At 65.6% G+C, this 21,136-nt stretch carries 19 protein-coding genes; 3 read left to right on the plus strand and 16 right to left on the minus strand.

What is annotated here, in order from left to right; all coding sequences use genetic code 11:
- Position 1 precedes the first annotated feature (1 nt).
- A complete protein-coding gene (locus HZZ13_RS28480; protein WP_197962837.1) occupies positions 2 to 1,735 on the plus strand; it encodes an FAD-dependent oxidoreductase in 1,734 nt (577 codons plus the stop codon).
- Positions 1,736 to 1,812: 77 nt separating this feature from the next.
- Positions 1,813 to 2,607, plus strand: coding sequence for an IclR family transcriptional regulator (locus HZZ13_RS28485; RefSeq protein WP_197962838.1), 795 nt, complete (start codon positions 1,813 to 1,815; stop codon positions 2,605 to 2,607).
- Positions 2,608 to 2,804: 197 nt separating this feature from the next.
- Here HZZ13_RS28485 and HZZ13_RS28490 read toward each other — a convergent pair whose 3' ends face one another.
- The 10 genes from HZZ13_RS28490 to HZZ13_RS28535 form a co-directional block, all read right to left on the minus strand.
- A complete protein-coding gene (locus HZZ13_RS28490; RefSeq protein ID WP_197962839.1) occupies positions 2,805 to 3,584 on the minus strand; it encodes an SDR family NAD(P)-dependent oxidoreductase in 780 nt (259 codons plus the stop codon).
- A gap of 37 nt (positions 3,585 to 3,621) precedes the next feature.
- Entirely contained in the window at positions 3,622 to 4,362 is a 741-nt protein-coding gene (locus HZZ13_RS28495) for an aspartate/glutamate racemase family protein (RefSeq protein ID WP_197962840.1), read from the minus strand.
- 10 nt (positions 4,363 to 4,372) lie between these two features.
- Positions 4,373 to 5,638, minus strand: a complete 1,266-nt coding sequence (locus HZZ13_RS28500) for an NAD(P)/FAD-dependent oxidoreductase (RefSeq protein WP_197962841.1) — start codon at positions 5,636 to 5,638, stop codon at positions 4,373 to 4,375.
- Between the two features lie 4 nt (positions 5,639 to 5,642).
- The gene (locus HZZ13_RS28505; protein ID WP_197962842.1) at positions 5,643 to 7,304 is read right to left on the minus strand and encodes a thiamine pyrophosphate-binding protein; all 1,662 of its coding nucleotides are present in this window, start codon (positions 7,302 to 7,304) and stop codon (positions 5,643 to 5,645) included.
- A gap of 289 nt (positions 7,305 to 7,593) precedes the next feature.
- Complete coding sequence (locus HZZ13_RS28510) at positions 7,594 to 8,379, minus strand: ABC transporter permease (protein WP_197962843.1); 786 nt, start codon at positions 8,377 to 8,379, stop codon at positions 7,594 to 7,596.
- Positions 8,376 to 9,188 (minus strand): ABC transporter permease, encoded by an 813-nt coding sequence (locus HZZ13_RS28515; protein ID WP_197962865.1) that lies wholly within the window; start codon positions 9,186 to 9,188, stop codon positions 8,376 to 8,378. The genes HZZ13_RS28510 and HZZ13_RS28515 overlap by 4 nt, the downstream gene beginning before the upstream one ends.
- A gap of 67 nt (positions 9,189 to 9,255) precedes the next feature.
- Positions 9,256 to 10,302, minus strand: a complete 1,047-nt coding sequence (locus tag HZZ13_RS28520) for an ABC transporter substrate-binding protein (RefSeq protein ID WP_197962844.1) — start codon at positions 10,300 to 10,302, stop codon at positions 9,256 to 9,258.
- Between the two features lie 22 nt (positions 10,303 to 10,324).
- The gene (locus HZZ13_RS28525; RefSeq protein WP_246504579.1) at positions 10,325 to 11,632 is read right to left on the minus strand and encodes an NAD(P)/FAD-dependent oxidoreductase; all 1,308 of its coding nucleotides are present in this window, start codon (positions 11,630 to 11,632) and stop codon (positions 10,325 to 10,327) included.
- A gap of 15 nt (positions 11,633 to 11,647) precedes the next feature.
- Positions 11,648 to 12,364 carry an HAD family hydrolase gene (locus HZZ13_RS28530; protein WP_197962846.1) on the minus strand — a complete coding sequence of 239 codons (717 nt, stop codon included), beginning with the start codon at positions 12,362 to 12,364 and terminating at the stop codon, positions 11,648 to 11,650.
- Between the two features lie 48 nt (positions 12,365 to 12,412).
- A complete protein-coding gene (locus HZZ13_RS28535) occupies positions 12,413 to 13,492 on the minus strand; it encodes an ABC transporter ATP-binding protein (RefSeq protein ID WP_197962847.1) in 1,080 nt (359 codons plus the stop codon).
- Between the two features lie 209 nt (positions 13,493 to 13,701).
- On the opposite strand from HZZ13_RS28535, the gene HZZ13_RS28540 reads away from it, so the two are divergent.
- Complete coding sequence (locus tag HZZ13_RS28540; protein ID WP_197962848.1) at positions 13,702 to 14,640, plus strand: LysR family transcriptional regulator; 939 nt, start codon at positions 13,702 to 13,704, stop codon at positions 14,638 to 14,640.
- Positions 14,641 to 14,755: 115 nt separating this feature from the next.
- Here HZZ13_RS28540 and uxuA read toward each other — a convergent pair whose 3' ends face one another.
- The 6 genes from uxuA to HZZ13_RS28570 all read right to left on the minus strand — a co-directional run bounded on the left by uxuA (position 14,756) and on the right by HZZ13_RS28570 (position 20,999).
- Complete coding sequence (gene uxuA, locus HZZ13_RS28545) at positions 14,756 to 15,946, minus strand: mannonate dehydratase (protein WP_197962849.1); 1,191 nt, start codon at positions 15,944 to 15,946, stop codon at positions 14,756 to 14,758.
- 13 nt (positions 15,947 to 15,959) lie between these two features.
- On the minus strand, positions 15,960 to 17,009 hold the full coding sequence (locus tag HZZ13_RS28550; RefSeq protein WP_197962850.1) for an L-idonate 5-dehydrogenase: 1,050 nt from the start codon (positions 17,007 to 17,009) through the stop codon (positions 15,960 to 15,962).
- A complete protein-coding gene (locus HZZ13_RS28555; protein WP_197948384.1) occupies positions 17,006 to 18,412 on the minus strand; it encodes a TRAP transporter large permease in 1,407 nt (468 codons plus the stop codon). Before HZZ13_RS28555 ends, HZZ13_RS28550 begins: the two co-directional genes overlap by 4 nt.
- Before the next feature lie 4 nt (positions 18,413 to 18,416).
- The gene (locus HZZ13_RS28560; protein ID WP_197962851.1) at positions 18,417 to 18,995 is read right to left on the minus strand and encodes a TRAP transporter small permease; all 579 of its coding nucleotides are present in this window, start codon (positions 18,993 to 18,995) and stop codon (positions 18,417 to 18,419) included.
- A gap of 107 nt (positions 18,996 to 19,102) precedes the next feature.
- Entirely contained in the window at positions 19,103 to 20,080 is a 978-nt protein-coding gene (locus HZZ13_RS28565; protein WP_197962852.1) for a sialic acid TRAP transporter substrate-binding protein SiaP, read from the minus strand.
- 70 nt (positions 20,081 to 20,150) lie between these two features.
- Positions 20,151 to 20,999, minus strand: a complete 849-nt coding sequence (locus HZZ13_RS28570) for a FadR/GntR family transcriptional regulator (protein WP_197962853.1) — start codon at positions 20,997 to 20,999, stop codon at positions 20,151 to 20,153.
- Between the last annotated feature and the right edge of the window lie 137 nt (positions 21,000 to 21,136).

Consider the following 21,136-nt stretch of genomic DNA (forward strand, 5'->3'; position numbering starts at 1 on the left):
CATGACCGGCACCGAGCATGACGCCATCGAGACTTACGAGTGCGACGTGCTCGTGGCCGGATCGGGTTGCTCCGGCATGTCGGCCGCGATCACCGCGCGCTATCGCGGGCTCGACGTGCTGATCGTCGAGAAGGAGCCGCGCTTCGGCGGCACCACAGCCCGCTCCGGCGGCTGGCTCTGGATTCCCGGCACCTCGCTGGCGAAGGCTTACGGCATCGAGGAGGCGCCGGAACAGGCCCGCACGTATCTGCGGCACGAGGCCGGCAACAATTACGACGCGGCACGCGTCGATGCCTTCCTGAGTGCCGGCCCTGAAGCGGTCGATTTCTTCACCACCAAGACGGCGCTGCGCTTCGACATGCCGCTGGTCTTTCCCGATTACCACGCTGAGGCGCCCGGCGGCGCCCAGGGCGGCCGCTCCATGGTGACGCGCCCGTTCGACGGCCGCGAGCTCGGCGATCTCATCAAATCGCTCGGCATGCCGCTGCCCGAACTCACCGTGTTCGGCATGATGCTGGGAAGCGGCAAGGAGATCATCCACTTCATGCGCGTCACGAAGTCGCTGACCTCGGCGGTCTATGTCGCCAAGCGCCTGACGCGGCATCTCATGGACGTGCTACGCTATGGCCGCGGCATGACGCTCACCAACGGCAATGCGCTCGCAGGCCGCCTCGCAAGGTCCGCGCTCGACCTGAAGATTCCGATGTGGCTGTCCTCGCCCGTGCGGCAGCTGATGGTCGAGAACGGCACCGTGACCGGCGCCATCGTCTCGCGCGAGGGACGCGACGTGCATGTCCGCGCACGCCAGGGCGTCGTGCTTGCCTGCGGCGGCTTTCCGCATGACGTCGAGCGGCGCAAGAAGATGTTTCCGCATGCGCCGACCGGCGTTGAGCATTATTCGCCTGGGCCTACGGGCAACACCGGCGACGGCCTGCGCCTTGCGGAAGGCGCCGGCGGCCGCATCGAGGACCGCCTGCCGAACGCGGCGGCCTGGGTGCCGGTGTCGCTGACCACGCGCAAGGACGGCTCCAAGGGCGTGATGCCGCACTTCATCGATCGCGCCAAGCCAGGCGTGATCGCGGTGATGCGCGACGGCAAGCGTTTCGCCAATGAAGGCAATTCCTATCACGACTTCGTCCAGGCCATGATCAAGGCGGCCAAGCCCGGCGAGGAGATCGCCGCTTTCCTGGTCTGCGATCACAAGACGCTGCGGAAATACGGCCTCGGCTGCGTACCGCCCTTCCCGATGCCGCTGGGTCATCATTTGAAGACGGGCTATCTCATGCGCGGCGACACACTGGAAGCGCTGGCGGCGAAAGCCGGGATCGACGCCAAGGCGTTCGCCGAGACGGTCAAGCAGTTCAATGTGACGGCGCCACAAGGCCAGGATGCCGCCTTCGGCAAGGGCTCGAAGGCCTACAACCGCTACCAGGGCGATGCGCTGCACGGCCCCAATCCTTGCGTGGCGCCGATCGAGAATGGGCCGTTCTACGCCATCAAGATGGTGATCGGCGATCTCGGCACCTATGCCGGCATCGTCACCGACGCGAACGCGCGGGCGCTCGACGCCGAGGGCCGGGTGATTCCCGGCCTCTATGCCGCCGGCAACGACATGGCGAGCATCATGGGCGGCAATTATCCGGGTGCCGGCATCACGCTTGGGCCGGCGCTGACCTTCGGCTACATTGCTGGCAGACATCTTGCCGACAGCGCCGCCAAGCGCGACGCGGCGTAGAGCATGATCCGGAAAAGTGGGCAGCGGTTTTCCGAAAAGATCATGCTCAAACAAGGACTCAGGCGCATCGGAGGCGCATGAAGAGAGAGAGCCGCGGCATCCAGTCGATCGAGGTCGGCGGCGAATTGCTCCGCGCGCTCGCCCGCAGCGGCGAGCCGATGATGCTGCGCGATCTCGCCCGCGAAGCCGGCATGACGCCGGCCAAGGCGCATCCCTATCTCGCCAGCTTCTCCCGCATCGGCCTGATCGAGCAGGACGAGACCACAGGCCGCTACGAGATCGGCGCGCTGGCGCTGGAGCTCGGCCTGATCAGCCTGCGCCGCCTCTCCGGCGTGCGCATCGCGCGCCCGAAGATCGCGGGCCTCGCGAGCCAGATCGGCCACGCCGTCTCGCTCGCGGTCTGGGGCACGCACGGACCGACCGTGGTGCAGCTGGAAGAGCCGGCCCAGCCGGTGCACATCGTGATGCGCGTCGGCTCGGTGATGGCGCTGCTGGAGACCGCGACGGGCCGCGCCTTCGCGGCGTTCCTGCCGGAGAAGACGATCAGCGCCGCGCTCGACAGCGGCCTCGACCGCCATGGTGTCGGCTACAACCCGAAGCGCGCCGTGAAAGGTGCCAAGGTCGCCGAGATACTCGCTGAGGTGCGCAAGCACGGCCTCGCCCGTGCGCTCGGCGATCCCCTGCCCGGCGTCAACGCGTTCTCCGCGCCGGTGTTCGATCATTCCGGCCACGTCGCGCTGGTCATCACCGCGATGGGCCCGGAAGGCACGTTCGACGCGCGCTGGGACAGCCCGATCGCACATGCGCTGCGAGACTGTGCGGGCGCCATCTCGAAGCGGCTGGGTTACGGGATCAATGCTGCGGCGGAGTGAAGCTGTTGGATACGCCGTCATGGCCGGGCATAGCCGTCCGAAGGACGGCGTCGCTTTCCGCTCGCCTATGTCCCGGCCATCCACGTAGCGCGAAGACTGCCGACAGACGTGGATGCCCGGGCCTTCGCCGCGCCGAAGCGGCTTCGACCGCGCAGGCGGGTCAAGCCCGGGCATGACGACTGAGAGACAGCCAGGCCCTACTTCTCCTTCACCGGCACCGTGTAGTTCAGGACCAGCCGGCCGCCATCCGGATAGATCGTCTGCCCGGTGATGTAGGACGCATCGTCGCTGGCCAGGAACGCCACGACGGAGGCCACCTCGCTCGGCTCGCCGCCGCGGCCCGCGGGCGTGCGTGACAGCACGGTCTTGCGCGCATCCTCGGAGGTGTAGATCGACGACGCCACCATGTCGGTCAAAATCGTGCCCGGGCCGACCGCGACGACGCGGATGTTGTGCGGGGCGAGCGCGACGGCGGCGACGGAGGTCAGCTGCTTCATGCCGCCCTTCGACATCGCGTAGGTCGCAAGCGCCGGGATCGCCAGCAGCGCGTTCACCGAGGACATGTTGATGATGACCCCGCCGCCGCCTTGCGCGATCATTTGCCTCGCCGCCGCCTGCACGCCGAAGAACGCGCCTTTCAGATTGATGCCGATGATCTCGTCGAATTCCTCTTCGGTGATGTCGAGGATGTCGCGGTTTCGGGCGACGCCGGCATTGTTGACCATGATGTCGAGCCGGCCGAACTCCTTCACCGCGGTTGCCAGCAACTGATCCACGTCCGCACGCTTGGCGACATTGCCGACGATCGTGCGCAGCGCATCCGGCCGGCCAAGCTCGGCGGCCGTGGCGGCGAGGCCCTCGGCATGGACGTCGGAGATGACGACCTTGGCGCCGTCGTCCAAAAATCTCTTCGCGCAGGCCTTGCCGATGCCGCGCGCGGCGCCGGTGATGGCTGCGACCTTGCCGGATAGCTTCATGGTCTCCCTCAATACATTGGGACGATCTCGGGCATGTTCACGCAAAGACGCGCGGGCGCAGCCCGGCATGAAACCAGATGATCATGGAATAGATGTCGTAGACCGGCAATCCGACCTCGGCCTGAAGCGCGGCGGCATAAGGTGGCATGTTGGTGCATTCGAGCACGATGGCGCCGACATCGGGATGTCTGGCGACGAGCTCCTTGCCGGCCTCGACCACGTCGCGCTCGGCTTGCGCTATGTCCATGTCGTCCTTCTCGGCCTTGATCAGGACACGGAAGAACTCCTTGCCGTTCTCGGTGCCGACCAGCGGCGTGTCGAGCGGCACGCCGGCACCTTCGAGATGGGCCGGCGTCAAGGTCGAGCCCGACACCGTGACGAGGCCGACGCGCTTGCCCGGCGGCAGAGTCGCCTGCACCCACGGGACCTGCATCAGCGAGGAGGTCGCGACGGGAACGCCGACGGCTGCCGCGATCTCCTTCTGGAACAGCGAGAGGAAGCCGCAATTGGTGGTGATGGCCTCCGCCCCGAGCCGCACCAGGTCCTTCGCCGCATCGATGAAGTCGGGCAAGAGGCCGGCCGCGCCCTTCAGCACCACCTTCTCGGGCGATGCGCCGCTCACCACGCGATAGAGCACCGGGAATGGCCAGGTCGTGCCGTTGCCCATGTCGCCGGGAATGCGGGGAAAGCGCGCCTCCAGCATCAGGATGCCGAGCGGCGCGCCATAGATGGCCTTGCCGCCACGAGCGATGCGGGGGGAGTTGCCAGGATTGGTCATGGTTGCGCTCTCAGAGGAAACGATCGGGCGCGAACGGCGCGAGCGGAATCTCCGGCGCCTTGCCGCTCACGAGCTGGGCGACCAGACGACCGGTGCGGGCCGAGCCGACCAGGCCGACATGGCCGTGGCCGAACGCGTAGACGATGTCGCGCGAGGCGCGCGCAGAGCCGATGCAGGGCCGTCCGTCCGGCATGCTCGGCCGATGCCCGAACCAGGTCTTGACGCGCGAGGCCGGAATGTCCTTCGGCAGTTTCGGGAACATGCTGACGAGGTGATTGCGCAGAATCTCGGCGCGCTTCCAGTTCGGCGCGGCCTCGAGGCCGGCGATCTCGACCGTGCCGGCGGCGCGCAGGCCCTTGTTGGTCCAGTTCACCACCATCTTGGCGTCGGAGGCCATCATCGAGCTGCGCGGGCCTGCTTCCGGATTCTCGATCACGACATGATAGCCGCGCTCGGTCTCGAGCGGGAGGGGATCGCCGATCGAGGCGGTGAGCTGCTTCGAGCGGGCACCCGCCGCGACCACCGCGGCATCGCATGCGATCTCGCCGGTTTCGGTGACGACCGCGACGAGCTTGCCGCCGTTGAGCCTCAACCCGGTCGCCTTGGCACGCAGGTGCTTCGCGCCGCTGGCAATCGCATGATTGGCGAGCGCAGCAACGTAAGCGCCGGGATCGCGGCAACGCCCGGCCTCCTCCACCACCACGCCAAAGGTGTAGCGCGGATGCAGGTCCGGCTCGCGCTGGCGCATTTCGTCGGCATTGAGCTCCAGCCATTCGACGCCGACCTTCCTGCGCAGGCGCCAGCCGAGATCGTTGTCGAAATTGCCGCGCGAGGTGAACACGTGCATCACGCCGTTGCGCTCGATCAGCTCGGGGACGCCGGCTTCTTCCGCGAGCTTCCTGTGCAGCAGCGGCGCGTCCTTGAGGAGATCGCGCAGCGCGAACGCCGTCGTCTCGACCCGCGCTGCGGTCCAGCCCGACAGCAGATACTTGATCAGCCAAGGCAGCGCCTTCGGCAAGTAAGACCAGCGGATCGCGAGCGGGCCGAGCGGATTCATGAGATAGCCCGGCACCTTCTTCCAGACGCCGGGCTCGGCGGGCGGAATCACCGAATGTGACGACAGCCAGCCGGCATTGCCATAGCTCGCCGCCTGTTCGCCGCCGGGCTCGCCGGGATCGATCAGCGTGACGCGATGCCCCTCGCGCAGCGCCTCGATGGCGCTGATCACGCCGATCGCGCCGGCTCCGATGATGGCGACGTGGCGGCCTTCAGGCATCGCTCTAGGCTTTCACCGCCGGGACAAAATCCTTGCCGACCGAGATCGCCCTGGGATCGATGATGCAGTGGAGGATCGACGGCTTGCCCGAAGCCAGCGCGCGCTCGAAGGCGGGTGCGAACTCTTCGGTGCGCTCGACACGCTCGCCATGGCCGCCGAACGCCTTCGCATACATCGCAAAGTCCGGATTCCTGAGCTGGGTGCCGACGACGCGGCCGGGATAGTCGCGCTCCTGGTGCATGCGGATGGTGCCGTATTGCGAATTGTCGATGATGACGACGATCAGCGGCGCGTCATACTGCACGGCTGTCGCGAATTCCTGGCCGTTCATCAGGAAGCAGCCATCGCCGGCAAAGGCGACGACAACGCGGTCCGGATATTGCCGTTTTGCCAGCACGCCCGCCGGCACGCCGTAACCCATCGAGCCCGAGGTCGGCGCGAGCTGGGCGGCAAAGCTGTGGAAGCGGTGATGGCGATGGATCCAGCCGGCGTAGTTGCCGGCACCGTTGCAAATGATCGCGTCCTTCGGCAGGCGGTCGCGCAGCCAGGTCATCACCTCGCCGTACTGGAACCTGCCCGGCAGCTCGCGCGCCTTCTCGGTCCAGGCGAGATAATCGGCGTGCGCCTTGGCGGCTTCGCCCTTCCACGCCACCGTGCCCGAAGGCTTCAGCGTCGCGACGGCGCCAGCAAAGGCGGCCGGCGTCGCCTGGATCGCCAGCGCCGGCTGATAGACGCGGCCGAGCTCCTCGGAGCCCGGATGCACATGGATCAGCCTCTGCTTCGGATTGGGAATGTCGAGCAGCGTATAGGACGAGGACGGCATCTCGGACATGCGGCCGCCGATCAGCAGGAGGACGTCGGCATTCTCGATGCGCGCCTTGAGGCCGGGGCTCGGCCCGATGCCGAGGTCGCCGGCATAGTGCGAATGATCCGCATCGATCAGCGAGGCGCGGCGGAACGAGGTCGCGACCGGCAGGTCGAATCGCTCGGCGAAGCCCGCAATGCTCCTGGTCGCCTCGTCGGTCCAGCGCGAGCCGCCGAGGATGACGAGCGGCGCCCTGGCGCCGGCCAGCATGGCGCCGAGCTTCTCGATGTCGGCCGGCGCCGGCCAGCTCACGGCCGGCTCGATGCGCATGGCATCGGCAACCGCCGCGGTCTCGGTCAGCATGTTTTCCGGCAGCGCGATCACCACGGGACCGGGGCGGCCCTGCATGGCGACGCGGAAGGCGCGCGCCACCAGCTCCGGAATGCGGTCGGGACGATCGATCTCGACCGCCCATTTGGCCATGGAGCCGAACACCGCCTTGTAGTCGAGCTCCTGGAACGCTTCGCGCTCGCGCATGCCGGTGTCGACCTGGCCGACGAACAGAATCATCGGGGTCGAATCCTGCATCGCGATGTGGACGCCGTGGCTGGCATTGGTGGCACCCGGGCCGCGCGTGACGAAGCAGATTCCGGGCCGGCCCGTGAGCTTGCCATAAGCCTCCGCCATCATCGCCGCGCCGCCTTCGGCGCGGCAGATCACGACGTCGATCGGACTGTCATGCAGTGCATCGAGCGCCGCCAGATAGCTCTCGCCCGGCACGCAGGTGACGCGCTCGACGCCCTGGGCGACGAGCTGATCGATCAGGATCTGGCCCCCGGTGCGGGTGTTGCGAATGGTCATGTCGGCTCCCTCGAGACTTCGGCGATGCGCACGTGTTCGGGAACTGGCCTAAGACAGGCCGGGAGCGTGCGCAAGGTCGAAAGGCTTCTCGCAGCCTGCGCAGGCGTCATGCCTGTCCCTGCCGTTTGCACTACAGCCCCGTGCGGCAGCGATCCATGAACTGGACCCGCAGATGACGCTCGAGCATGCCGCCCCATCGAAGCGCGATGGTTCGGCGCTATCGGCTCGTACAACAACATCTCGCTGGGGTAGTGAGTCCTTGCTTTCGCCGGGAAGACAATAACTCCCCTCACCCGCTCCGCTTCTGTCGCGCGCTCGCCAGCAGCACCAGCATGAATGAGGCCGCCGTCATCAAGGTCGAGATCGCGGCGATGGTCGGGTCGATCTCGTCGCGCAGCGCGGTGAACATGCGCTTGGTCAGCGGCTGGTACTGGCCGCCGGAGATGAACAGCGCGACGATGGTCTCGTCCATCGCCGAGATGAAGGCAAAGATGCCCCCGGCGACCACGCTGGACTTGATCTGCGGCAGCGTCACGGCGAAGAAACTGCGCAGCCGGTTCATGCCGAGGCTGCGCGCCACCATCTCCTGCGCCGGATCGAAGCTCTGCAGGCCCGCAAGCACCGAAATCACGACATAAGGCAACCCCAGCATCACGTTGGCCAGCACAAGACCGGGCATGGTCGCGACCAGGCCGATCTTGGCATAGACGAAGAAGATACCCACCGCGGTGATGATGATCGGAACCACCAGCGGCAGCAGCAGCGCCATATGGATCAACCGCATGATCCGTAGCTTCGACTGGCTGATGGCATAGGCGGCGGCCACCCCGAACGGGGTCGCGATCACGACGGTGAGGAGGGCGACCGTCAGCGTCACCCGCGTTGCCTGCATCCAGGCGGGATTTGAGAAATATTGCTGGTACCAGCGCAGCGAAAAGGACGGCGGCGGGAACGTCAGAAAGCGCGCGCTGGAGAAAGAGATCGGCGCGATGATCAGAACGGGGAGGATCAGATAGATCAGCACCAGCGCGCTGATCACGTAGAGGGCGATCCGTGCGGGCGAGGCGCGCATCATTTCTGCCCCAACACACGATCGAGCGAAATGAAGCGGCTGACGATGAAGAAGATCACGAGCACGCCAAGAAGCAGCACCACCGCGACCGCGCTCGCCGCCCCGAATTGATTGTAGAGCTCGACATTGCGGCTCACCAGCATGGACACCATGACCGTGCGCCCGCCGCCGAGCAGCTCCGGCGTGATGTAGAAGCCGAGGCAGAGCACGAACACCATGGTGCAGCCCGCGAGCACGCCCGGCAGTGACAGCGGCAGGAACACGCGGAAGAAGGTCAGCGACGGGCTCGCACCGAGACTGGCGCCGGCCTGCATCAGGTCGTTCGGAATCTTCTGCATCGCGGCATAAAGCGGCAGCACCATGAACGGCAGCAGGATGTGCACGGTCGCAACCACCGTGCCGAACGTGTTGTGGACCAACGCGAGCGGCTCGGAGATCACATCGAGGTAGCGCAGGAACTGGTTGATCACGCCGCTGCGCTGCAGCAGCGCCAGCCAGGCATAGGCGCGCACCAGCACGCTGGTCCAGAACGGCAGCACCACCAGCGAGAGGATGAGGATGCTCCATCCCTTGGGCACCGAATTGGCGAGATAGGCCACGGGATAGCCGAGCAGCAACGCGATCACTGTGACCGCGAGGCTGATCTCGAAGGTCAGCGCAAAGCTGCGCCAGTAGACGTCCTCGGTGAAGACGCGGCGATAGTTCTCCAGCGTGAAGCCGTCATGATAGATCGACTGCCAGGCCAGCCAGCCGACCGGCAGCACGATCAGAGCCAGGATCACCAGCAGCGCCGGCGACACCAATGCCAGCATCAAGCCGTGCTCGCGGCGCTGATGCTTCTGGGAGGGATCTGGCACGGATGTCGTCAACGCTGCCTCCTCACTTCTGCATGAACGATGCCCAGCGCTTCTCGGCGGCTTCGCCTGCGGGCGAGGACCACCAGGCGTAGGACATCAGCGCCTGCTTGGCGGCGTTGGCCGGCTCGCTCGGCAATTGCGCGGCACGCTCGGGCTTGATCACGCCCGTCTCGAAGGCGTTCGGATTGCCCGGGCCATAGTCGATGTGCAGCGGCAGATTGGCCTGGTGCACGGGATCCACGGCCTCGTTGAGGAACTTCACCGCCGTGGCGAGATTCGGCGCACCCTTGAGGATGCAGAGCGAGGTGCTCTGCAGGATGCCCTGGTTGTAGGTAAAGGCGACCTTGGCGCCCTCCTTGGCGACGGCACTGACGCGGCCGTTCCAGGCCATCTCCATGTCGACCTCGCCGTCATTGAGCAGCTGCGCCGACTGCGCGCCCGAGGTCCACCACACCGTGATATGCGGCTTGATCTCCTCCAGCTTCTTGAAGGCGCGATCGACGTCGAGCGGATAGAGCTTGTCGGGCGCGACGCCGTCGGCCATCAACGCGGCTTCGAGCGTCGCGAACGGGTGGTTGCGCAGCGCGCGGCGGCCGGGGAATTTCTTCACGTCCCAAAAATCGGCCCAGCTGTTCGGCGCCTCCTTCGGGAAGGTCTTCAGGCTGTAGGACAGCACGCTGGAATAGAACTCGTAGGACACCGAATAGGGACTGCGATAGGCCTCCGGCATCGCCGCGCCGTTGGGAATCTTCGAAAAGTCGAGCTTCTCGATCAGCCCCTGCTCGCCGCCGCGCAGGCAGTTGCCGGTCGGGGTGTCGACGACATCCCAGATCGGCTTGCCGCTGCCGACCTGGGTCTTGATCGCGGGCCAGGCGTCGGGAATGGAGTCCTGGTTGATGGTGATGCCGAGCTTCTTGGCTGAGGGATCGAGGATCGCCACCGTCTGCGCCTGCTGATAGGCCCCGCCCTGCGAGACGAAGGTGATCTGTTCGGCGGCATCGGCCGCACTGGTCAGTCCGATTGCGCCCAGCAGCGCGCAGCCCATTCCAATAGTCCGCTTCATGGTCATCCTCGCCTCCTCCAAATAGATCTCACTGACCGATCGCATCGAGAAACTGGTACCAGCCCGCCACCATGCGCACGGCGGGCTCACGCAGCGGATAGAATGGGATCGCCTTCAAGCGTCGCGCATCGAGCAGGCCGACGTCGGGCGTCTCGCCGCGCACGAAGGCGGCGAGATAGCAGCCCATCAGGCTCGACATCGCAACGCCAGCGCCGTTGTAACCGACCGAGAACAGCGTGCGGTCGTCGAGCCGGCCGATATGCGGCACCGAGTCCAGCGTCATGGCGACGAGGCCCGACCATTTGTATGCGAGCGGAACATCGGCGAGATCGGGGAAGATGCCGACCATCGCCTTGCGCAAGGCGTCGAACGCGGCCTGCGAATCCTGCTTGCCGAAGGCGCCGCGGCCGCCGAAGACGACGCGGTTGTCGACCATGCGGAACCAGCGCATCATGCGCTTGGTCTCGGTGTAGGTGCGCCCCGTCGGCATCAGCCGCCCTGCGAGATTGCGCGGCAACTGCTCGGTCGCAATGATGGCGCTGCGGAAGGGGATCAGCGTGCGCTGCAGATGCGCGGTGGCGCCGGTCAAATCCGAATAGCTGTTGGTGGCGATGATCGCCTGCCTGGCGCGCACGGCGCCTTGCGGCGTCTCGGCGACGATGCCGCCGCTCTCCTTGCGTAGTCGCACCACCGGCGATTCCTGGTAGATCGGAACGCCGCGGCTCGCCACGCCGTCTGCGAGGCCGCGCAGATAGTTCAGCGGATGGATGCCGCCCGAACCAGGATTGTGCACACCGCCGACAAAGATCTCGGAGCCGGTCTCCTCACGCACGCCGTTCTTGTCGAGAATGCGAACCGCGGCCGAGCCCATCTCGCGCGTCATCCAGTTGGCCTCGTCGATCGCGGCCTTGAGTGTCGCTTCATTGTGCGCGGCCTTGACCTGGCCGGTGCGCACAAGGTTCGCGCTGGTGATGCCGAACTCGGAGACCAGCTCCTCGACCATGTCGGTCGATTCATGCGCGATCTCGTACATGCGCCGTGCCATGTCGCGGCCGTGCACGGCATCGATCTCGCGGAAGGACAGGCGGAACTTCGCCGTGATCACCCCGCCATTGCGCCCGCTCGCGCCCCAGCCGGGGCGGTTGGCCTCGAGCACGACGGGGCTGAGCCCGCTTTTGGCGATGTGGTGCGCGGCGGAGAGGCCGGTGTAGCCGGCGCCGATGATCACCACATCCGCCTGTTGCTCACCCGAGAGCACGGGAAACGCGCGCGCCGGTGCCGCCGTGGCTTCCCACAGCGAATTGACCGATGGCAGCGCGCGCCAGTCCCGTGTCATGCCACAGCTCATCCGTTATGCCGCCGGCCCGATCGCGGCGTCGGCGAGCGCCTTCAGGGTCGGATAATGAAAGTCCGGCTTGGTCAGCGTCTCCACGGCCGGCGTGCCGCCGAAGCCGTCAATGCCCTGGCGGCGTTCGATCCAGCACACCTTGTAGCCGAGCTTCCGCGCGATCCCGATGTCGTGATACTGGCTCTGCGCGACATGCAGAATGTCCGACTGCTTGTAGCCGAAGGCGGACTGGCGGCCCTTGTTGTAGGCGAAGAACTCCGGATTGGGTTTGGCGACACCGGTGTCGTCGGCGCAGACCGTGTCGTCGAAGGGATTGCCGAGCGCATGCGCGTAGCAGGACAGCGCGACGCGGTCGGCGTTGGTCATCGCGACCAGGCGGAATTTGGTGCGCAGACGCCTGAGCGCTTCGACCGAATCCGGGAACGGTCCCCAGCGCAGCACCGAGAGCTGGAACATGTCGCAGGAGGCATCGTCCGCTGGCAGGCCGAGTTCGGTGGCGAGATGGCGATAGACATGGAACATCACCTCGCTCGAGCGCTCGTAATGCTTGTCGCGGCCACGCTTGTAGGGCTCGAAGATTTGCTCGTCGCTGAGCTCGGCCGCCTTCTTGCCTCCGATCTTGCGCACGGCTTCGAGCACGCCGGTTTCGAAGTCGATCAAGGTGCCGACGACGTCGAAGGTGAGGACCTTGAAATTGCTGAACGCGGCTGGGGTCGACATTTTGGTTTCTTCTCTCGGTTGGATGAGGCTGGATTCAGTCCACCCTCTTCATTCCACCCTCGGCACGACGATGGTGTCCTCGGGGTGAAGGGTGACTGTGAGGCTGCCGCCGAGCGGCGGGATGCGGCTGTAGGCCAGGTGATGGCTCGGCTGGCGCAGGCTGAGCGCGATGCCGTCGGCGAGCGCCAGGAAGATGCGCAGGCTCTCGCCCTGGTAGACGATGTCGGTGACGGTCCCGGTCAGCCGGTTGCAGCCCGCGTCCTGCGCGCCATCGTCGATCAGAAGCTTTTCGCTGTGCACGGCGAGCATGAGCGCATCGCCCGAGGGAATCGCGCGGGCGCTACGCAGCAATGAATTGCCGAGCGCGACGCTGGAAGCATCGACGCGGCAGACCGGCAGCATCGTGGCTTCGCCGATGAAGCTGGCGACGAAGGAATCGGCGGGATGATCGTGCAGGCGCTCAGGCTTGTCGATCTGGATCAACCTGCCGTCCTTCATCACCGCGACGCGGTCGCTCATGGTCAGCGCCTCGCGCTGGTCATGGGTGACGTAGATTATGGTGGCGCCAATGCGCCGATGCAGCGCGCGCAGCTCGATCTGCATGGATTCGCGCAGCTGCTTGTCGAGCGCGGAGAGCGGCTCGTCCATCAGGATCAGGCGCGGCTCGAAGATCATGGCGCGCGCCAACGCCACACGCTGCCGCTGGCCGCCGGAGAGCTGGGCGATGCCACGCTCCTCATAGCCGGCAAGGCCGACCATGCCGAGCGCCGCGCGCACCTTGTCTGGCCAGCAGGACTTCGGCAGGCGCCGCGCGCGCAGCGGAAAGGCGACGTTCTCGCCGACGCTCATATGCGGAAACAGCGCATAGTTCTGGAACACGACGCCGATATCGCGCTTGTGCGGCGGCATATAGGTGACGTCGCGGCCGCCGAACAGAATCGTGCCTGAGGTCGGCAGGATGAAGCCGCCCAGAATGCCGAGCAGCGTGGTCTTGCCGGAGCCGGAGGGGCCGAGCAGTGAGACGAATTCGCCGGCGCCGACAGTGAGCGAAACGTCGTCGAGGGCGCGAACGGCGCCATAGGCCTTACTGGCGGACCTGATCTCGACGCTTTCCGCTCGCTTGTCCAACGATCGACCTCGCCATGTCCCTAGCTGGCGTGCCTCGCTGCGCGCCATAAGCCTGCTTTATAGACAGGGATTCCGTGCGGCCACGGCCGAACCGTGCGCTGCAGCAAATCTTCCTTCGCGCCCCTATCTTTGGGCTGTCATATCGATGACACCAGACTTGCGAAAACTCGGCAATTGCCAAATTCTCACCGCGCTCATAACATGACGTTATGCCAGAGCTGCGCCGCATGCTGCCGTCCAGTAACGCCCTGTTCGTCTTCGACGCAGCGGCGCGCAATGGCAGCTTCACGGCGGCAGCCGCCGAATTGAACGTGACGCAGCCTGCGGTGAGCCGGATGCTCGGCCAGTTCGAGGAGCATCTCGGCGTGCGGCTGTTTGACCGAAAGGCAGGCCGCGCGGTGCTCACCGAGGAAGGCGAGCTCTTGTATCGCCGCGTGCTCGAAGGCTTCCGCAGCATCGAGAGCGGGCTCGTCGAGATCGAGCGGCGCCGCAAGGGCACCGAGACGGTGACGCTGTCGGTCTCCTCCGCCTTCACCACACACTGGCTGATGCCGCGCATCGACAAGCTGCAGAAACAGTTTCCACAGGTCGATCTGCGCTTCCAGCTGATCTCCGGCGTGCTGCGCGGGCCGGTCGAGAATGTCGATCTCGGCATGCGCTTCCGCGACCGCGACGAGCCGTCATCCGGCGGCACGTTGGTGATGAAGGAAGTGATGCTGCCGATGTGCAGCCCCGGCTATCTCGGCGAGACTGATCCCGCCGAGGGCAACACCATCATCCGTCTCGCTGAGACGCCGGGCGACTGGGCCGCGGATTACGCTTCACTCCTCACCGGGCGCCGTGGCGCGGCCAAGGCGCTCAGCTTCACCGACTATGCCGTCGTGGTGCAGGCCGCGCTGCTCGGCCAAGGCATCGCGCTCGGCTGGCTGACGGTCACCTCGCACTGGCTGCTCACCGGCGCGCTGGTGCCGGCCTCCGACACGCTGACGACCACGCGCCGCATCTGCGAATTCCTGCCACCGCGCAACAGGGTCATGCGTCCCATCGCCGCCGAGATCCGCGACTGGATCATCGCGCAGATGAAAAGCGAGATCGCCGCGATCGACCGGCTCTATCCGAAGCTCGGCGCGATGAATGCGTGCTACTAAAGCCCTTCTATCTCCACGTCATTGCGAGCGCAGCGAAGCAATCCAGAGTCTTTCCGCAGAGGGATTCTGGATTGCTTCGCTACGCTCGCAATGACGGGTGGACAGGTCGTCGTCTCTACCGATGCTCGATCGCCCTGATCGCGCCCCGGAGCTCGGCGAGGCCGCGCAGGCGGCCGATCGCGGTGTAGCCGGGATTGGTGCGCTTGGTGGCGGCGAGATCATCTAACATGCGGTGGCCGTGATCGGGGCGGAACACGATTCTCTTGTCCGACGAACGCCGCGCGTTTTCCTTGAGCAGCGCCTTGAGCACCGCGATCATGTCGACGTCGCCGTCGAGATGATCGGACTCGTAGAACGACAGCCCGTCGGCCTCGCGCTTGGTCGCGCGCAGATGGGCGAAGGCAATGCGCGGGCCGAAGCGCTCCGCCATTTCAGGCAGATTGTTCTCCGCGCGCACGCCGAGCGAGCCGGTGCAGAAGCAGATGCCATTGGCCTTGGACGGCACGGCATCGAACAGCGCCTGATAATCGTCGGCGCTGGAAGCGATGCGCGGCAGGCCGAACAGCGGCCGCGGCGGGTCGTCGGGGTGCAGCGTCAAGGAGACACCGAGCTGCTCGGCCACCGGCGTCACGCGCGCGAGGAATTCCGCGAGATGCTGCCGCAGGATCTCAGGCGTGATGTCGCGATACGTCTCGAGACGATCGCGGAATTGCGGAATCGTCATCGGCTCCGTGGTCGAGCCCGGCAGCGCACTGGCGATGACCATGACGAGATAATCGACATCCGCCTGGCTCATCTGCTCGAACAGCTTTTTCGCGCGCGCCTGCGCTTCCGGCGAATATTCCTGCACGGCAGCCGGTCGTTTCAGGATATGCAGCTCGAACGCGGCAAAGCGGTCCTGGTCGAAGCGCATGGCACGGGCGCCGTTCGGCAGCTCCCATTCCAGGTCGGTGCGGCACCAGTCGACGACAGGCATGAAATTGTAGCAGATGATCTTGATGCCAGAGGCGGCCACCGCTTCCAGGCTCGCGATCCACGCCTCGATCGATTTCGTCGCCCTTCCGCCGAGCCGCTTGACGTCGTCAGGGATCGGAATCGATTCCACCACCGACCAGGTCAGCTGCGAACGGCCGGGCTGGCCGTGCTCGATGAAGTTCTTGCGCTCCTCGACCGCCTTGCGCGTCCAGGCCTCCCCGATCGGCACCTGATGCAGCGCCGAGACGATCTGGCTCGCCCCGGCCTGCCTGACATCATCGAGCGAGACCGGATCATCCGGCCCGTACCAGCGCCATCCCTCCAGCATCATACGCTGCCTCCCATCAGTTCGCGGTCAGCACGACCTTGACGCTCTGCGAGCGGTCGAGCGCCAGCCGCAGCGCATCAGGCGCGGTCGAGAGCGGCCGCTCGGCGGTGACCAGCGACAGCACGTCGACGCTGCCGTTGCCGATCAGTTCCACCGCATTCATGAACTCGAAGCCGAACCGGAACGAGCCGCGCAGGTCGATCTCCTTGGCCATCACCGCGTTCGACGGCGTCGGGATCTGGCCGCCCGGCAGATTGCCGATCTGCACCACGACACCGCCGCGCCTGACGATGCCGATCGCGCTGGCAAGGCCGGCCGCCGTGCCCGAGACCTCGAAGGCGACGTCGTAAGGACGCGCGGCAGCCTGTGCCTTCAGGCCCTCTTCACCGCCCGACACGTTCTCGACGTGGGAGGCGCCGAGCTTGGTCGCAAAGGCCAGCGGCGCCGGCGCGATGTCGGCGACGGTGATGTCAGCCATGCCGGCGCGGCGCGCCGCAAGCATGGTCAAAAGCCCGATCGGGCCGGCGCCGAAGATGATGCCGCGCTTGCCCTCGATCTTGCCGGCGCGCGCCACGGCGTGCAGGCAGACCGCGAGCGGCTCGGCGAGCGCCGCGGCCTGGTAGGAGACGTGATCGGGAATCTTCACGCACTGCGCCGGGATCGCGTCGAAATAATTGGCGAAGCCGCCCTGCATATGCGGCGTCTTCGAAGCCGAGCCCATGAAATAGATGTTCTCGCACAGGTTCGGCCGGCCCTCGCGGCAGGCGATGCAATGGCCGCACCAGCGCGAGGGGTTGACGGCGACGCGATCACCGACCTTCAGGTTCGCCGCAGCGCCGGCGATCTCGACGACCTCGCCGGAGATCTCATGGCCGAGCACCAGCGGCGACTTCACCACGAAATCGCCGGTGCGGGCATGGCGGAAATAGTGCATGTCCGAGCCGCAGATGCCGCCGGCACCGAAGCGGATGCGGACCATGCCATCCGCGAGCTTGTCGAGCGGATGCTCGATCATGCGCAGGTCTTCGGGGCCGAACAGGGTCGCGGCGAGAGCGGTCGAGGTCATTTGGAGAGTCCCATGTATTTTGGCAGCCAGAGGGTCAGGTCGGGAATGTAGGTGATCGCGATCAGCGCGAGCAGCAGCGGCACCAGCCAGGGCAGGATCGCCACCGTCGTGCGCTCGACCGAGAGTTTTGCGACGCGGGCGAGCACGAACAGCACCATGCCGAGCGGCGGATGCAACAGCCCGATCATCAGGTTCAGCGTCATGATCAGGCCGAAATGGATCGGGTCGATGCCGAGCTTGAGCACGATCGGCAGCAGGATCGGCACCAGGATGGTGATCGCCGCCGTGGTGTCGATGAAGCATCCCACGAACAGGATCAGAACATTGGCGAGCGCCAGGAACACCCATTTGTTGTGGGTGATGCTGAGCATCCAGTCCGAGAGCATCTGCGCCGCCTGCGACACCGTCAGCAGCCAGGCGAAGATCGAGGCGGCGGTGACGATGAACAGCACCGAAGCCGTGGTCTCGATGGTGTCGAAGGTCGCCTTGGCGACGGTCTGGAACGTCATGGTGCGGTAGCGGACGAGGCCGAGGAACAGCGACCAGATCACCGCGGCGACCGCAGCTTCCGTCGGCGTGAACCAGCCCAGCGTCATGCCGCCGATCAGGATCACCGGCGCCATCAGCGCCATCACCGCCGAGAAATCGAAATACCAGTCGATCAGGAGCAGCGTACCGAGGCCGATCACGACGGCCATGTTGACCGAGAGGCCGGCGAGCACCATCAGCCAGATCGCCATCGGGAATGACAGCACGATCAGGATCTCGAGGCCGGCCGAGCCGAGCTGCGGCCAGGAGAACGGCGTATCGCTTCCCCATTTGTTCTTGTGCGCGAAATAGGTGACGGTCACCATCATGAACAGCGTCAGCACGACGCCGGGAATGACGCCGCCAAGGAACAGCGCGCCGATCGAGACGTTCGCCATCATGCCGTAGATCACGAAGGGCAGCGACGGCGGGATGATCGGCCCGAGCGTTGCCGAGGCCGCGGTGACGCCGACCGAGAACTCGGTGGAGTAGCCGTGATCCTTCATCGCCTTGATCTCGATGGTGCCGAGGCCGGCTGCATCCGCGATCGCAGTGCCGGACATGCCCGAGAAGATCACCGAGCCGATGATGTTGACGTGGCCGAGGCCGCCCCGCATCCACCCCACCAGGGCGACCGCGAATTTGTAGATGCGCCCGGTCACGCCGGCGATGTTCATGAGATTGCCGGCCAGGATGAAGAACGGCACCGCGAGCAGGGGAAAGCTCTCGACACCGGCGATCATGCGCTGCGCCAGCGTGACGTCGGGCGTCACGCCGCTGACCAGGATGTAGAGCAGCGACGACACGGCCATGGCGATCGCCACGGGAACGCCGAGCAGCATCAGGACGAGAAAGCCTCCGAGCAACAGCAGCATGGTCTTATCCTTCCGATCCGTCGTAGGCACCGGGACGTTCGAGGACCGAATAGCCCTGCCGCCAGTTCTGGATTGCCACCTGCACGGCGCGTGCGAACATCAGCGCGAAGCCGAGCAGTACGGCGTAATAGACGTAGTCCTTGGGAAGATTGATCGTGGTCATCTGCTCGTCGCCGATGATCTTAATGTAGACCCAGACCAGCTTGATGGCGTAGCCGAAGAAGGCGATCCGGATCAGGTCAATCGCCGTCGACAGCACACGCCCTGCGGCATGCGGCAGGTAGCGATAGACGAGGTCGACCTGGATATGCCGCGACAGCCGTACGCACATCGACGAGCCGATGAAGACCACGCCGATCAGGCAATAGGTCGCGATCTCCTCGGTCCAGGCGTAACTGTCGTTCAGCACGTAGCGGGTGAAGAACTGCAGGAAGACGGCGAGCGCCATCACCCAGAATATCGCCAGCGCCACCCAGTCCTCGAGCGCGTAGACGCCGAGATCGACCTTCGGCGTCGCCTCCTCCTCGAAGGTGTGTGCGATCTCGTCCGCGGTGATCTGCCGGTGGATTTCGGCGGTGGACATGGGGGACTCCTCCTGACGTCATTCCGGGGCGACGCGCGAGCGTCGAACCCGGAATCTCGAGATTCCGGGTCTGGTCCTTCGGACCATCCCGGAATGACGACTCACTACTACTTGACCGCCTGGATCTTCTCCCAATCCGCCTTGCGATAGCCGAACGTCTCGAACGCGACGTTCTTCAGCACGGTGTCGCGGAACTCGTTCTTGTCGACCTCGGTCACGGTCAGGCCCTTGTCTTTGAAGAAGGCGACCAGCTTGGCCTCGTTCTGCTTGATCTCTCCCGTCGCCTTGGCAGCAGCCTCCTGCGCCACGTCGGTGAAGATCTTCTTGTCTTCATCGCTCAGCTTTTTCCAGAGCGCGCCGGCGATCACGGTGTTGAGGTGGTCGACGATGTGGCCGGTCAGCACGATGTGCTTCTGCACCTCATAGAACTTCTTGGCCTCGATCGTCGTCAGCGGATTCTCCTGCGCCTCGACGGTGCCGTTCTGGAGCGCGAGATAGACTTCGGCGAACGCGATCGGCGCGGTGTTGGCGCCGCAGGCGCGGGGCATGGCGAGATAGGCCGGCACGTCGGGCACGCGCATCTTCAGGCCCTTCATGTCGGCGCAGGTCTTGATCGGCTTGTTCGACGAGGTCTGGCGCACGCCGTAATAGGTCACCGCGACGATGTGGTGGCCGCTCTTGTCCTCATAGCCCTTGGCCAGCTCCTTGAAGATGTCGCTCTTGGTGTAGGCGAGCAGATGATCGGCGTCGCGGAACGTGTAGGGATAATAGGTCACGCCGATCGGCGCGAAGCTCTTGGCCGCGAAGCTGGAGCCGGAGATGATGATGTCGACCGAGCCGAGCGAGAGGCCCTGGTTGATATCGGCTTCCTTGCCGAGCTGGGAGGCCGGATAGACCTCGATCTGGTAGCGCCCGTTGGTACGCTTGGCGATCTCCTGCGCGGCCCAGACCGACGCCGTGTGGAACGGCTCCGAGGTCTCGTAGACATGGGCCCATTTGAGCTTGGTCTGCGCCAGGCTGGCGCTGGTCGTCGCCAATAGCGTGGCGGCAGAAATCACTGCTGCAATCGTCATCTTCTTCAACATCGACTTTTCCTCCATCGTTCAAGTCTGCTTCTTGTTCGCCCGCCCCGGCATGGATGCGAGCCGCTCAATCTCATCGCCGCCGCGAGCTGCCGGTCTTGGTCCGTTCCCTGGCCCGCTCCTTGGCGCGTTCTTTGGCCTGCTTCTTCGAAGGTCGCTTTGGTGCCGCCGGCTTCGTCGCGGATCGCGCGGTGCGGCTCCGCCCCGAGGACGCTGCTGCGGCGTTCTCGGCGCCAAAGTTCTGCGCAAAGCGCTCCTGGGATCGCGCCAGATGAACGCGCATGGCTTCGCGCGCAGCGTCGGGATCATGGGCCGCGATCGCGTCGCGCACGGCGCGATGCTCGTCGAGCGCCGTGCGCCACGTGCCGGGGCTCTCGAAATAGTGCGCAAGCTGCGCGAAATAGGGATTGAGACGTTGGTCGAACAGCTCGCCGACCACGCGCACCAGAACGGCATTGCCGAGGCTTCCGGCGATGGCGACGTGGAATGCGCGGTCGTGCACCATCGAGGCTTCGCCGGGATGCTCGACATTCTCCATCGCGACCAGGGAGGCGTCGATGCGGGCGACGTCATCGTTCGTCGCCACGCGCGCAGCCTGCTCGGCGATGGCGCTCTCCAGGAATTCGCGGGCGCGCAAGAGCTCGAACGGGCCTTCGATGACGGTAGCTTGTGTGGGCGCGGCCACGGCGGCGGGCTCGATCACATAAATACCGGATCCGACGCGGATGCGCAGCCGCCCCTCGACCTCAAGCGCAATCAGGGCTTCGCGCACCGTGGGCCTCGACACCTTGAGCTGTTCGGCGAGCTCGCGTTCGGTCGGCAAGCGGCTGCCGACCGCGTACTCGCCGCTGTCGATCAGGCTTCGCAATTGATCGGCGACCTGGCGATAGAGCCGTCTCGCCTCCACAGCTTCCAGCGGCACGCTGGTCCTCCCTGAAGGGTCGCGCGGGGCTGTCCAGACCCGCGGCCCGCCAATTTTGGAAAATTGGTCTTACCAATTGACCAGAGCATTGACCTGATACTGACGCCATGTCAAGCAGCGGGCAAAGCAAAGGGGAG

Source organism: Bradyrhizobium agreste (assembly GCF_016031625.1).
Classification (GTDB): Bacteria; Pseudomonadota; Alphaproteobacteria; order Rhizobiales; family Xanthobacteraceae; genus Bradyrhizobium; species Bradyrhizobium agreste.